Annotated in this window: 16 protein-coding genes; 5 read left to right on the top strand and 11 right to left on the bottom strand. The window is 59.1% G+C overall.

The features are described from left to right. Nucleotides 1-45 precede the first annotated feature (45 nt). The 8 genes from QE408_RS22280 to rplU all read right to left on the bottom strand — a co-directional run bounded on the left by QE408_RS22280 (nucleotide 46) and on the right by rplU (nucleotide 6,336). Complete coding sequence (locus QE408_RS22280; protein WP_306934933.1) at nucleotides 46-642, bottom strand: nicotinate-nucleotide adenylyltransferase; 597 nt, start codon at nucleotides 640-642, stop codon at nucleotides 46-48. Nucleotides 643-684: 42 nt separating this feature from the next. Next, complete coding sequence (locus QE408_RS22275; RefSeq protein WP_306934628.1) at nucleotides 685-1,971, bottom strand: glutamate-5-semialdehyde dehydrogenase; 1,287 nt, start codon at nucleotides 1,969-1,971, stop codon at nucleotides 685-687. Next, nucleotides 1,964-3,133: a glutamate 5-kinase gene (gene proB, locus QE408_RS22270; RefSeq protein ID WP_306934627.1), complete on the bottom strand. Its 1,170-nt coding sequence runs from the start codon at nucleotides 3,131-3,133 to the stop codon at nucleotides 1,964-1,966. Before proB ends, QE408_RS22275 begins: the two co-directional genes overlap by 8 nt. After that, nucleotides 3,130-4,194 carry a GTPase ObgE gene (obgE, locus tag QE408_RS22265; protein ID WP_306934626.1) on the bottom strand — a complete coding sequence of 355 codons (1,065 nt, stop codon included), beginning with the start codon at nucleotides 4,192-4,194 and terminating at the stop codon, nucleotides 3,130-3,132. Before obgE ends, proB begins: the two co-directional genes overlap by 4 nt. Before the next feature lie 174 nt (nucleotides 4,195-4,368). Next, entirely contained in the window at nucleotides 4,369-4,953 is a 585-nt protein-coding gene (locus tag QE408_RS22260; RefSeq protein WP_306934625.1) for a GNAT family N-acetyltransferase, read from the bottom strand. Next, the gene (locus QE408_RS22255; protein WP_306934624.1) at nucleotides 4,950-5,582 is read right to left on the bottom strand and encodes a GNAT family N-acetyltransferase; all 633 of its coding nucleotides are present in this window, start codon (nucleotides 5,580-5,582) and stop codon (nucleotides 4,950-4,952) included. The genes QE408_RS22260 and QE408_RS22255 overlap by 4 nt, the downstream gene beginning before the upstream one ends. A gap of 129 nt (nucleotides 5,583-5,711) precedes the next feature. Then, nucleotides 5,712-5,981 (bottom strand): 50S ribosomal protein L27, encoded by a 270-nt coding sequence (rpmA, locus tag QE408_RS22250; protein WP_062424761.1) that lies wholly within the window; start codon nucleotides 5,979-5,981, stop codon nucleotides 5,712-5,714. Between the two features lie 40 nt (nucleotides 5,982-6,021). Next, the gene (gene rplU, locus QE408_RS22245; RefSeq protein WP_062424762.1) at nucleotides 6,022-6,336 is read right to left on the bottom strand and encodes a 50S ribosomal protein L21; all 315 of its coding nucleotides are present in this window, start codon (nucleotides 6,334-6,336) and stop codon (nucleotides 6,022-6,024) included. 325 nt (nucleotides 6,337-6,661) lie between these two features. On the opposite strand from rplU, the gene QE408_RS22240 reads away from it, so the two are divergent. After that, a complete protein-coding gene (locus tag QE408_RS22240) occupies nucleotides 6,662-7,105 on the top strand; it encodes a metallopeptidase family protein (protein WP_306934623.1) in 444 nt (147 codons plus the stop codon). 168 nt (nucleotides 7,106-7,273) lie between these two features. Here the strand turns inward: QE408_RS22240 and QE408_RS22235 are convergent, their stop codons facing one another. Together QE408_RS22235 and QE408_RS22230 are read right to left on the bottom strand one after the other, a co-directional pair. After that, the gene (locus tag QE408_RS22235) at nucleotides 7,274-7,480 is read right to left on the bottom strand and encodes a DUF1737 domain-containing protein (protein WP_306934622.1); all 207 of its coding nucleotides are present in this window, start codon (nucleotides 7,478-7,480) and stop codon (nucleotides 7,274-7,276) included. Continuing rightward, nucleotides 7,477-8,388: an HpcH/HpaI aldolase/citrate lyase family protein gene (locus tag QE408_RS22230; RefSeq protein WP_306934621.1), complete on the bottom strand. Its 912-nt coding sequence runs from the start codon at nucleotides 8,386-8,388 to the stop codon at nucleotides 7,477-7,479. The genes QE408_RS22235 and QE408_RS22230 overlap by 4 nt, the downstream gene beginning before the upstream one ends. A gap of 111 nt (nucleotides 8,389-8,499) precedes the next feature. On the opposite strand from QE408_RS22230, the gene QE408_RS22225 reads away from it, so the two are divergent. From QE408_RS22225 to leuB, 3 genes are all read left to right on the top strand, one after another. Continuing rightward, the gene (locus tag QE408_RS22225) at nucleotides 8,500-8,736 is read left to right on the top strand and encodes a hypothetical protein (RefSeq protein WP_306934620.1); all 237 of its coding nucleotides are present in this window, start codon (nucleotides 8,500-8,502) and stop codon (nucleotides 8,734-8,736) included. Between the two features lie 145 nt (nucleotides 8,737-8,881). Then, nucleotides 8,882-9,487, top strand: coding sequence for a 3-isopropylmalate dehydratase small subunit (gene leuD, locus QE408_RS22220; protein WP_306934619.1), 606 nt, complete (start codon nucleotides 8,882-8,884; stop codon nucleotides 9,485-9,487). Nucleotides 9,488-9,736: 249 nt separating this feature from the next. After that, complete coding sequence (gene leuB, locus QE408_RS22215; protein WP_306934618.1) at nucleotides 9,737-10,843, top strand: 3-isopropylmalate dehydrogenase; 1,107 nt, start codon at nucleotides 9,737-9,739, stop codon at nucleotides 10,841-10,843. Between the two features lie 67 nt (nucleotides 10,844-10,910). On the opposite strand, the gene QE408_RS22210 is transcribed toward leuB, so the two are convergent. Beyond that, nucleotides 10,911-11,528 carry a helix-turn-helix transcriptional regulator gene (locus tag QE408_RS22210; protein ID WP_306934617.1) on the bottom strand — a complete coding sequence of 206 codons (618 nt, stop codon included), beginning with the start codon at nucleotides 11,526-11,528 and terminating at the stop codon, nucleotides 10,911-10,913. Nucleotides 11,529-11,639: 111 nt separating this feature from the next. On the opposite strand from QE408_RS22210, the gene QE408_RS22205 reads away from it, so the two are divergent. Continuing rightward, nucleotides 11,640-13,079, top strand: a complete 1,440-nt coding sequence (locus QE408_RS22205) for an MFS transporter (RefSeq protein ID WP_306934616.1) — start codon at nucleotides 11,640-11,642, stop codon at nucleotides 13,077-13,079. Nucleotides 13,080-13,083: the final 4 nt, after the last annotated feature.

The raw sequence follows: 13,083 nt of genomic DNA, 5'->3' as shown, positions 1-13,083 counted from the left end.
ACATTCACTTTTCAAGATGTGGGGAACAACGCCCACGCTCATACTTCATTTATGGTGCGGGCTGTTGCCGTTGCGCAAAGCCGTCGAGCTCAACGTCGAGCGTGGACCATGGATGAAGACCCAGGCGGGTGCCTGCTTCTTCCACAATACTCCGGCATCGTCTTCATCGATGCGCGCATGGCTGAAGGCCTGCGCCATGGTCGATGAAAGATAGGCAAGCGTTGCCCCCGGACGGTCGATCACCGCAATCGGAAAGGTCTCAGCGATCACGCGCCATTTCTGCCAATGGTGGAAGGTTCTGAGATTATCCGCCCCCATGACCCAGATGAAATGGGCGTGCGGATTGCGCGCCTTTATCTTGGCGAGCGTATTGGCCGTGTAGCTGACACCAAGCGTCTGTTCAAACGCGGTGATCTTGATGCGCGGGTCGGTGACGAGATCTTCGCAAGCGGCGATGCGCTCGGCAAGCGGCGCCAATTCCGTCTTGCTCTTAAGCGGATTGCCGGGCGTCACCATCCACCAGAGTTGATCGAGGCCGAGGCGGCGCATGGCGATTTCCGCCACCAGCGCGTGACCGTCATGGGGTGGGTTGAACGACCCACCGAATAGCCCAATCACCATGCCGCGCTCGGTGTGCGGCATGGTCAGGTAACGTTGGTCAAGAGCCCGATCAGCCGCCAAATATCAGATCCGCGTCTGGCCGGTGCCATGCACGCGGTACTTAAAGGAGGTCAGCTGCTCCACGCCGACTGGCCCACGCGCGTGCATCTTGCCAGTCGCAATGCCGATTTCCGCCCCCATGCCGAACTCGCCGCCATCGGCAAATTGCGTCGAGGCATTGTGCAGCAGAATCGCACTGTCGATCTCGTTGAAGAAGCGCGCAACGACCTCCGGATCTTCGGCAATCACCGCTTCGGTGTGGTTGGAGGAATAGGTACCGATGTGTTGAATTGCACCGTCGATACCGTCCACCAGAGCCACTGAGATAATGGCGTCGAGATACTCTGTGTGCCAGTCCTCTTCGGTCGCCAGCTTTACCCCGTCAACGGCTTTCTGTACGTCCTCCGAACCGCGAACTTCGCAACCGGCATCCAGCAGAATTTTCACCAAGGGCTTGAGGTGGGTTGCTGCCACGGCGCGGTCCACCAGCAAGGTTTCGGCAGAGCCGCAAATGCCGGTGCGGCGCATCTTGGCATTCAGCACGATCTTCTTTGCCATCTCAAGATCGGCGGATTTGTCGACATAGACGTGGCAAATGCCTTCCAGATGGGCGAAGACCGGCACGCGGGCTTCCGTCTGGACGCGTCCGACAAGGCTTTTGCCTCCACGCGGTACGATCACATCGACCGTGCCGCCAAGACCGCCGAGCAGCAGGCCAACGGCGGCGCGATCGGTGACCGGCACAAGTTGAATCGCATGCTCTGGAAGCCCCGCAATCTTCAAGCCTTCCACGAGGCAGGCATGGATAGCGCGCGATGAATATTGCGAATCCGATCCGCCGCGCAGGATCACGGCGTTGCCAGCCTTGAGGCACAGGGCACCGGCATCCGCCGTCACATTGGGGCGACTTTCATAGATCACGCCGATGACGCCAAGTGGCGTGCGCACGCGTTCGATCTTCAAGCCGTTCGGACGATCCCAGGCGGCAATCACCTCGCCGACAGGATCGGCAAGATTGGCAATCGCACGGATGCCTTCGGAAATGCCAGCAATGCGCGATGGGTCGAGCTTCAGGCGATCGATGAAGGAGCCTGCCACGCCTGCCTGTTCGGCCGTTGCGACGTCCTTTTTATTGGCCTCGAGAATGCGTTCCACAGACGCGTCGATGGCGGATGCCATGGCGAGAAGCGCGCGGTTCTTCTGTGCGGTCGAAGCAATGGACAACGGTCGTGAAGCTGCTTTCGCCTGAGCGCCGATATTCATCATCAGCGCATCGACAGATTGGCTTTGCTTCACGGCCTGGTCAGGCATCGACTTCATCCTTCTTTGCTTTTTTGATTTTCACGGCAGCGCCGGTCATGACCAGATCGTCGCGATGGATCATCGCGGAGCGTCCGACATAACCAAGAATGGCTTCGATCTCGTTCGACTTGTGGCCGTTGATGCGGCGGGCCTCGTCGGCGTCGTAACCGGCAAGCCCGCGCGCGATTTCACGGCCTTGCACCCCGATAATGGCAACGGCATCGCCGCGACCGAAATTGCCCTTCACCAGTTTGACACCGGCAGGCAGCAGGCTCTTGCCTTGATGGAGTGCCTTTTCCGCACCCTCATCGACATGCATTTCGCCGGCTGGCTGGAGCTGGCCTGCGATCCAGGTCTTGCGGGCTGTCACGGGCGTGCCGGAAGGCGCAAACCAGGAGGAGCGCGCTCCGTTCTCGATGGCTTTCAGCGGATGCAGCGTCTTGCCCGACGCGATGATCATGGCGCAACCGGCGGCAGTCGCAATCTTGCCCGCATCGATCTTGGTCCGCATGCCGCCACGCGACAGTTCCGACGCAGCGCCGCCCGCCATAGCCTCAATCTCGGGCGTGATTTCCGCGATGGTCTCGAGGAACCTGGCGTCTGGATCGAGATGCGGCGGGGCTGTGTAGAGACCGTCGATGTCAGAGAGCAGTACTAGAAGGTCAGCGCCGGTCATGGTCGCAACGCGGGCGGCCAGGCGATCATTATCGCCATAGCGGATTTCCGTCGTCGCCACCGTATCGTTTTCATTGATGATAGGCGTCGCACCGATCTTCAGCAACTGGTTGATCGTCGCACGCGCATTGAGATAGCGGCGGCGTTCCTCCGTGTCGGAAAGCGTCAGCAGGATTTGCCCCGCAACGATATCATGCTTGGAGAGGCTTTCGGACCAGGCGCGTGCCAGAGCAATCTGCCCCACGGCTGCCGCCGCCTGGCTTTCCTCCAGCTTCAACGCGCCAGAGGGCAGGTCGAGCACCGTGCGGCCAAGCGCGATCGCGCCCGAGGAGACGACCTGCACATCGGCGCCGTTCTTCTTCAGCGCCGCGATGTCATCGCAGATCGCGTCCAGCCAGTCTTTCTTCAGCCCGGTCTTGCGGTCCACCAGAAGCGCGGAGCCGATCTTGATGACGATGCGATGATGGCTGCCGAGCGGTTTTCGCGCAAGCGTCATAGACGGTCGTCTCCGTCTTCCAGCTCTTCGATGGGCATGGAACGGTCAGGAAGAGCTGTCTCGCCGCCTTCGCTGGCATCGACGATCACGTCACGAAGCGCGCGCAAGGCTTCCGTCATGCCGATATGGGCAGCAGCGGAAAGCAGAAGCGGCGGACGGCCACAGGCCTTTTCCAGCTCCTTGGCTTTCTTCTTCAGTTCCTTCTCATCCAGCACGTCGATCTGCGACAGCGCGACGATCTCGCGCTTGTCCGTCAAGCCACCACCATAGGCGTTCAGTTCCGCCTTGACGGTCTTGTAGGCCTGGCCAACCTTTTCTTCCTGTGCGGAAACCAGATGAAGCAGCACGCGGGTGCGCTCCACATGGCCGAGGAAGCGGTCGCCAATGCCCACGCCTTCATGCGCGCCTTCGATGAGACCCGGAATATCGGCCAGAACGAATTCGCGCCCATCGATGGTCGCAACGCCGAGATTGGGGTGAAGCGTGGTGAAAGGATAGTTGGCGATCTTCGGACGCGCACGCGTGACCGTCGCCAGGAAGGTGGACTTGCCAGCATTCGGCAGGCCGACGAGACCCGCATCGGCGATCAACTTCAGGCGAAGCCAGATCGTCTTTTCCTCGCCTGCCAGGCCTGGATTGGCGTGCGTCGGCGCTTGGTTGGTCGGGGATTTGAAATAGGCATTGCCGAAGCCGCCATTGCCGCCGGCGGCAAGACGAAAGCGCTGGCCTTCCTTGGTCAAGTCGACGATCAGCGTCTCATTGTCTTCCTCGAAGATCTGCGTGCCGACCGGCACTTTCAGCACCACGTCGGAGCCTTTGGCGCCAGTGCGCGTCTTGCCCATACCGTGCTGGCCGATCGAAGCCTTGAAATGCTGCTGGAAACGGAAGTCGATCAGCGTGTTGAGTCCGTTGACGACCTCGACCCACACATCACCGCCGCGTCCGCCGTCACCGCCATCCGGGCCACCGAACTCGATGAATTTTTCGCGCCGGAAAGAGACGGCACCTGCGCCGCCATCGCCGGACTTGATATAGACTTTTGCTTCATCGAGAAATTTCATCGGAATGCCGTTCTGTCAGCTTACATGCGGTCATGGACATGCCATCCGCGTCAAAAAGGTTCTGCCGCCTGGAATATAGCCGCTTGCCCTAAAGGTCAAAGATTATCATGGGCGAGCGCCGTTGGAACAAGGCCGGTTCGCGACAAAACCGGCCTTGCCCGTCATTGCTTCACATTACGGTCGGACAAAATCTTCCGCCGTTAACTCGGTATCGATATGCGCCACCATGGTGGAGCGTGCGACCGCGTAGATCTCGCTGCAGCCGGTGATGTTGAAGCCGAGCTTTTGCTGTACCTTCAGCGAGGCCGGGTTATCGGCAAAGACGCCGGAATGCAGCACCTCGCCCGGCATGCGCCGGAAGAAGCGCTCGACGACAGCGCCGACGGCTTCCGTCATGTAGCCTCTGCCCCAGTAGAAGCGGTTCAGCCAGTAACCGAGATGCCACTGGCCGTGACGCCGTTCCACCGACACCACGCCGATCAGGGTGTCATCACCAGCGGTGATGGCAAAATCCCAGTCGGGCAGGGTGCCGGAGGTGCGCAGGATCAGCCATTCCAACGCATCCTGCTTGTAGTAGGGCGCGGGAACGCGAGCGAGCATCCGGGTGACCTGGAAATCGGCAAGCGATTCCGCGATCGAGCCCGCATCGCTAAGCCGCTGGGGTCTGAGCACCAGCCGCTTGGTTTCGATCGTCGGGCAAGGGCCGGGCGGGGCCATGGTTTCGACGCTGCGAGGGCGCATCAACTGAGCCGTACTCATCGCATGTCTCCCCAGCTTCTCAACGATACCCATGTCTTGCGATCCAGCCTGTACCATTCAACCGGAACCATAGCGCCTAGCGCCAGCGATCCAACCATGCCGGAACCCTGCAACTGAAAGCCGCACTTTTGTATGACGCGGCGAGAGCCGATATTGGTCACCCGGCAGCGCGCATCGATCTGGTCGATCTCGCGGGTACGAAAGGCCATGTCGATCAGCGCGTGGGCCGCTTCGGTGGTGTAACCCCTGTTCCAATAGGGTTCGCCAAGCCAGTAGCCCATTTCAAGGGTCTTTTCGTCTTCCTGCGGCTCCAGTCCGCAGCACCCCATGAACTCGCCATTGTCCATGCGCGTAATCGCATAGACGCACTTGCCAATCTCGCCATTTGCTGCACGGCGCACGAAATCCGCGGCGTCTTTCGCCGTGTATGGGTGCGGCATGCGCGACACCATGGTCGCGATGTTGGCGTTGTTGGCAAGATGGGCAAGGGCGTCGATGTCTTCTTCGTGGGGTTTGCGCAGAACAAGTCTCTGCGACAACAAGACGGGGCAATCGCTCCTTGACCGTTCAGGTCTTACCCGTTCCTCGGGTGACCGTGATTGGTCGACCCTCAACAATTCAGCTTGCATGGTTCAGTCCTCCGTGGAGTTAAAGAAAAAGGGGAGTTGGGTGGTGCCCCAACTCCCCTTTTTCGTGACTGAACCTGTTACGTCTCAGCCGGGTCATTGGGACACCGGCTGCATATGACGCTTACCGGCTTATTCTGCGGCTTCCGCTTTCGGCGCTACGGACACGAATACGCGACCATTGGCCTTCGTGCGGAAGTTAACGTTGCCTGCCGTGAGTGCAAAAAGCGTATGATCTTTGCCCATGCCGACATTGGCGTCGGGATGCCACTGCGTGCCACGCTGACGAACGATAATGTTGCCTGGAATGACGGCTTCGCCGCCGAACTTCTTCACGCCAAGGCGCTTGGAGTTGGAATCGCGACCGTTACGCGAAGAACCGCCAGCTTTTTTGTGTGCCATTGGATTGCTCCTTTAAACCTAGTTTCCCGTGTCGCGCCGATTAGGCAGCAACGATGTCCGTGATACGGACGACAGTGTGATGCTGACGATGGCCGCGCGTACGCTTGGAGTTCTGACGACGACGCTTCTTGAAGGCGATGACCTTCTTGCCGCGATTGTGCTCGACAACTTCAGCCTTGACCGTTGCGCCTGCAACGAAAGGTGCGCCGAACTTTGCATCAGCGCCAACGCCGACAACGAGAACTTCAGTGAATTCTACAGTTGCGCCTGCGTCTGCTTCCAGCTTTTCGATGGTCAGCACGTCGTTGGCGCTTACGCGGTACTGCTTACCGCCGGTCTTGATGACTGCGAACATTTTTTATCCTTTCATGTTCGTTCCGGCTCTGCGCTTTTGGCGCTGGCCGTCTTTTTATCAGTCGGAGTAGCGGAAATTCGTCGAGGTAAATGCCCCTGGAAACTCTGCCGGTGAACCACTTTTTTCAAAGCGGAGTAAACGGAAGGCGCAATACGCCATCAATTTCGCTCGGGAGTTACGCGAGAGAGCCCCTTCTGTCAAGGTTCAAAACCGCCTAAAAACAACGGTGTCGCCTAGAAAATCGGGCCTTTTCGACCGTTGTTGCAAACAGGTCTCGAATTTTGCGCCGCAAGGGTTTATATCAGCCCCACAGCAAGGAGCAGAAATGGCCCGCATAGACAGTACCGACGATTGGCGGGATCGCCACGCGCCGACAATATCAGCGTTTGAATCGCTTGCCATTGAGGCATATGGCCACCTGCCGGAAGAATTTCGTGCGCTGACGAAAGATCTGATCATCGAGATCTCGGAATTTCCGACCGATGATGTGTTCGAGGACATGGCGCTCGAAACGCCGTTCGACCTGCTCGGTCTTTTCGAAGGCCGCGGTGTGTCGGAGCGTTTCACCATGGAAACCGGCGAGATGGTGAACCGCATCACCCTCTATCGCCGCCCGATTCTGGATTATTGGGGCGAGAACGAAGAGACGCTCGGCGACATCATCACCCATGTCCTCATCCACGAAATCGGCCATCACTTCGGCCTGTCGGACGACGACATGGAGCGGATCGAGGAAAGCGCCGACGACGCGGCGACGGATCGCGGGTGAGTGACTTAGCTTGCGTGCGCGTGTGCGACAAAGCCGCAACGCCCGCTTTTTGTCATCCTCGCCCTTGAGGCGAGGATCCATAAGCCATTGACGCTATCGGTATAAGGTGGATCCTTGGGTCAAGACCGAGGATGACGGTAGAGGAGGCGTCGACCGTCACAACCGCTCTTACTGCTCACCCAGCTTCATATCAGGATGATAGTCCTTGCCTTCGACGGTCTTGGTCACCGCCTGGCCGCAATGCATGATGCCGGCTGCTGCGTTGAAGGCGTAGCTTGGAGAGCCGGCCAGTTCCCAGCCCTTGTTGAGGGCTTCGGTGACGCGGTGACAAAATTTGGCGTCGTCGGGGCCGGTGATGAAACGGTAGACCTTCATGTATTCTCTGCCTTTCTTGCGGCGATGATCTCGGCGATTGCGACGAGGCGTTGCGCTTGGCCCACATGCAGCCGTTCGATCATCCGTCCGTTCATGTTGATGACGTTCAATCCCACAGATTCGGGTTTTGCGAAAGCCGCGATCGTCTCGCGGGCTTCGGCAAGTGCGATCTCGTCCGGAGCAAAGGCGGTGTTGGCCGCATCGATCTGCGCCGGGTGGATCAGCATCTTGCCATCGAAGCCCATGTCGCGCCCCTGCTCACATTCATGGGCAAAAGCGTCGAGATCGCGAAAATCATTCGAAACGCTGTCGATCACGTCCAGCCCGTAGGCGCGGGCCGCAAGTACAACCTGCATCAGCCAGGGAACGAGGTAGGCGCGTCCCGGTCTTGCCGGAACGCGGGTGTCCTTGCGCAGATCATTCAGACCCACCACGAAGGCGCCGAGCCTCGCGGCTTTGGTGTGCGCAGCCTCGGCGATCGCTGCGGCATTCAGGACGCCGCGCGGTGTCTCGATCATCGCCCAGATCCGCAAACTTTCTGGAGCATCGGCCTCGTCCAGAAGATCGGCAAGTTCATGGATGTCCGAGGGCTGCTCGACCTTCGGCAGCAGCAAGGCCTGGGGTGCGCAGGTCAGCGCAGCCTCTACATCCTTGCGTCCCGCCGGAGTTGAAAGCGGATTGATGCGAATGATCGCTTCGTGGTTGGCAGGTGGTGTTTCGCGGAAGAAGGAGAGAAGGTTGTCTCGCGCCTCATCCTTCATGTCTGGAGCGACCGAATCTTCCAAATCAAAGATCGCGCCATCGCAGGCAAGAGAGCTCAATTTTTGTAAGGCTCTCAGATTAATAGCAGGCACTGAAAGCAGCGAGCGGCGCGGGCGGACAGTATTATCGACAAAAAAATCGGCCATGCCCCACTTGTGTCAATCTTTTGTTACATCTGCAAGTTCGATGACGGTGTGAAACCTCTTGCAAGCGTCAAGAAGAAGGCCCACATTCGTCTGGACAGAAAGGTTTGGACCATGCAGGGCATTCGTACATTCTTCATCGCAGCCTCCAGCATCGCAGTTCTGGCTTTGGCCGCGCTCTTCACCGCATCTCTGACGATCGCGTTCGTCGGAACGCTTGCGGTTCTCAGCATCGCCAAGATGTTCTCCTCCCGCCTCAAGCCTGAGCCTATCCGGGTTAAAACGCAGGACCACCGCCAGCAGAACATGCGCGTGTGGAATGACGGTCGCGGCACGATCATCGACCTCTGATCGCGTTGGCTGATTCTCGGGCATAAAGACCCAGATTATATGCGGCGTACCGCAATGGCGTGCTTTGATCTTCAAAAGCGCGCCTTTTTGCTTTAATGGCCATGGTTAAACGGCTAAGGGCCGCAGCAGAAGTTCGGAGTGAGAGATGGATAAGTTCACCAAGCTGACGGGTGTCGCCGCCCCCATGCCGGTCGTCAATGTCGACACGGACATGATCATTCCCAAGGATTACCTCAAGACGATCAAGCGCACCGGTCTGGGCAAGGGCCTCTTCGCCGAATCGCGCTACCTCGAAGATGGTTCGCCAAATCCTGATTTCGTGCTGAACAAGCCCGCTTATCAGAATGCCCAGATTCTGGTGGCCGGCGATAATTTCGGCTGCGGATCCTCGCGTGAGCATGCGCCATGGGCGCTGCTCGATTTCGGTATCCGCTGCGTCATCTCAACGAGCTTTGCCGATATCTTCTACAATAACTGTTTCAAGAACGGCATTCTGCCCATCGTTGTCAGCCCCGAAAACCTCGAGAAGCTGTTGGACGATGCCTCGCGCGGCTCCAATGCCGTGTTGACGATCGACCTGGAAAACCAGGAAATCAGTGGCCCGGATGGCGGACGCATCACCTTCGAGATCGATGCCTTCAAGCGTCACTGCCTGTTGAACGGTCTGGACGATATCGGCTTGACGCTGGAACATGCCGGCGCGATCGACAGCTTCGAAAAGGCCAACGCCTCCGCCCGCCCCTGGGCCTGACAGTCCATCCCATAATTGCGGCTGGCCGGCTGCAAACGGCGATTTCTGCGCTTCCGGTGCTCACGTACTTAAGTACGCTGCGCTCCGCTTCTCTGAAAGCCGGTTTGGTGCGTCACCCGTACCGAATCGGCTTTTGCTTTGCTTGAAATGCTTGAGGTCGAGCGCTAAGAAGCCCGCATCTTGCAGCCTTTCGGCGTTGCAAACCATGTTTTGACGTGCGCTTTTTTCCAAGCGCCCAAGGAGGATTTCATGACTGTGCGCTCGCTCTTCCTGTTGCCTGGCGACGGTATTGGCCCGGAGGCCATGGCCGAGGTCCGCAAGCTGATCGATTATATGAACAGCGAGAAGAATGCTGGCTTCACGGTTGAGGAAGGTCTTGTTGGCGGTTGCGCTTACGATGCACATGGCGTGGCGATTTCCGATGCGGATATGGAAAAGGCGCTGGCAGCTGACGCCGTTCTCTTCGGCGCGGTCGGCGGACCGAAGTGGGACGGCGTGCCTTACGAAGTTCGTCCGGAAGCGGGCCTGCTGCGCCTGCGCAAGGATCTTGAGCTTTTCGCAAACCTGCGTCCCGCCATCTGCTACCCGGCGCTCGCTTCTGCCTCGTCGTTGAAGCCGGAGCTGGTCGAAGGTCTCGACATTCTCATCGTCCGCGAACTCACCGGCGGCGTCTATTTCGGTGAGCCGAAGCAGATCATCGATCTCGGCAACGGCCAGAAGCGCGGGATCGACACGCAGATCTACGACACGTTCGAAATCGAGCGTATCGCCAGCGTCGCCTTCGAACTGGCGCGCACGCGCGGCAACCGCGTCTGCTCCATGGAAAAGCGCAATGTCATGAAGTCCGGCGTCCTGTGGAACCAGGTCGTTACCGAAACGCATGCGGCGAAGTACAAGGATGTGCAGCTTGAGCACATGCTGGCCGATGCCGGTGGCATGCAGCTGGTGCGCAAGCCCAAGCAGTTCGACGTCATCGTCACCGACAACCTTTTCGGCGATATGCTCTCCGACGTCGCGGCCATGCTGACGGGTTCGCTCGGCATGCTGCCCTCCGCGTCTCTCGGTGCGCCGGATGCGAAGACCGGCAAGCGCAAGGCTATGTATGAGCCGGTTCACGGCTCCGCGCCGGATATTGCTGGTCAAGGCATTGCCAATCCAATTGCGATGATCGCCTCCTTTGCCATGTGCCTGCGCTACTCCTTCAACATGGTTGATGACGCCACGAAGCTTGAAACGGCGATCGCCAATGTGCTGGAAAAAGGCATCCGCACCGCCGACATCATGGCGGCCGGCGCGCGCCAGGTCAGCACGTCGGAAATGGGCGATGCGGTTCTGGCGGAATTCAAGGCTCTGTAAGAAGGCCTCAACGTTCAGTGGCGCCTGAGCTTTGCTTGGGTGCCACTCTCACATGGACAGCCTTGTGCTAGCCGATCCGGTAGGCGCACCGTCTTGCGCCGTGTAACAGGTGCTCGGTGCGCTCCACCGGTGCACTTAACACAGTTCTGAAAATATCAATCTCTGAACGGCAGAAGCCACGGCAGGCGGTTGCGGCGGCGCATATCGGGCAATGGTTTTCGACGAGAATGAAGTGTCCACTCGCTTCCTGCCACCAGCTTGCCATGTAACCCTCTGCGACCCGCAAGGCTGAGAGCCGTGCCACACGCTCGTCCAACGTTTCGGCGCCGAGAAGTGCCGCGCTATAAATCGCCGTTGTCTTGCGTTCTCGCGCTGTCATGATCGTTTCCAGCGCGTTTTCACCAAGCTCGCTGCCTATCGCCTCGATGAGTGACACCGCGACGTCAGCGTGACCATCCGGAAATTCACTGTGGCCAGCACTGGTCAGACGCCAGCTTTGACGCGGCCGCCCCCGCCCGATTGCGGGCTGCGCGATGCTTTCCACCAAGCCTTCATCGGCGAGTTTGGCAAGCTGCTGGCGCGCCGCTTCGCCCGTCAGGCCAAGACTCTCGCTGAGCGCTGACGTGGCTTGCGGGCCTTCGGTCTTTAAAAGCAAGAGTAGCCTGTCACGGGGAGAGGGGCGCATTTTGTCTTTCCTGCCGCTTGCTTAATTTATCTGCGGGTGTAATTTCCAAGATATAACTTGGATAAATCCAGACGGCCGGCTTTGCAACGGCCTTTTATCGGAAATTCGATCATGTCTCCTTCCGGCACGCCTCCGTCAACCAACCTTTGGACTCTCTTTTCTGCCCGGCATGTGGCAGCAAGCCTGATGCTCTCAGGTGGCATCGCGCTTTATGCGATCGAGACCTACGTGACGGCCACGATCATGCCGTCTGTCGTGCGTGATATTGGTGGCCTGCCTCTCTTCGCTTGGGTGACGACGCTCTACGTCACTGCCTCTGTGCTGGGCTCGGTCTTTATCGCCATCCGTCCACGTGGCCTTAGCCTCAATCGGACCTACAGTCTCGGCGCAATCCTCTTTCTCCTCGGTTCGGCGATCTGCGCTGTGGCCCCAACCATGGAGATCGTCCTCGCCGGGCGAGCGGTGCAGGGCTTCGGGGCCGGGACATTGGCAACGCTGGGCTATGCTTTCATCCGCTATGTCTATCCCGAGTCTCTGTGGAACAAGGCAACGACGCTCTATGCCGCGATCTGGGGCATCTCGACCTTCATCGGACCGACGCTCGGTGGCTTCTTCGCCGAGGGCAGCGCATGGCGTCATGCTTTTGCGATCATCGTGCCCTTCGCACTTGTCATGGGCGTTCTCGCGCCGCGCCTGCTTCCAAAAGGGGTGGACGACCGGACCCAGACCAAGGCGCCGCTCCGGCAGATGATCCTGCTGTCTGCTTCGCTGCTGCTGGTCAGCTTTGCGAGCACCGCCGAACAGGTTGGCCTCCGCATCTCGCTTGTTGGTTGCGCACTTGTTGCCATTGCCGGACTTCTGCTCGTCGAACGACGGGCGACGCCGCGCATTCTGCCGCGTGGCGGCACCCTGCTCTCGATGCCGATTACTCGCGTTTATGCCGCGATGTTCATGCTGCTGGCGGCGCTGACTTGCGATATTTACATCCCGTATTTTCTCCAGCATCTGCACGCGGTCCCGCCGCTGATTTCTGGCTATCTGGTCGCCCTCGTGGCGCTCGGCTGGACAGTAGCCGCATTCATGTGCAGCAATTTCACAGGCAAGGCGATGCGCCATTCCATCCTTGCAGGTGCCATTTTGGAAGCTGTCTGCATCGGCATGCTGGCAGTGACGCTGGCACGGCCCAATCCCGATGGAAATGTGCTTCTGGTTAGCGCAGCCGCTTTCCTGATCTTCGGCATGGGCTTCGGCGTTGGGCTGGGGTGGGCGCATCTCGTAACTCACGTTCTGCATCTCGCCGAGCCTGACGAGAAAGACAAGGCATCGGCTGGCATCACCACCGTACAGTCTCTCGGCAGCGCGTTTGGCGCGGCTCTTTCCGGTGTCATCGTCAACAGCACCGGGCTTGTCAGCCCCGGCGGCGTTGAAGGTGCTGCATCTGCCGCGACGTGGCTCTTCGTACTCTTTGCGGTGCCTGCGGTTCTGGCAGCGTTCGCGGCCTTCTCATTGCCAGAGCCACGCTACGGAGCGCAGCTGCAAGAGGGTACTTGAACGG

This window comes from Agrobacterium larrymoorei, from assembly GCF_030819275.1.
In the GTDB taxonomy this organism is placed as follows: Bacteria; Pseudomonadota; Alphaproteobacteria; order Rhizobiales; family Rhizobiaceae; genus Agrobacterium; species Agrobacterium larrymoorei_B.
This window is presented reverse-complemented; position numbering and strand designations above follow the sequence as displayed.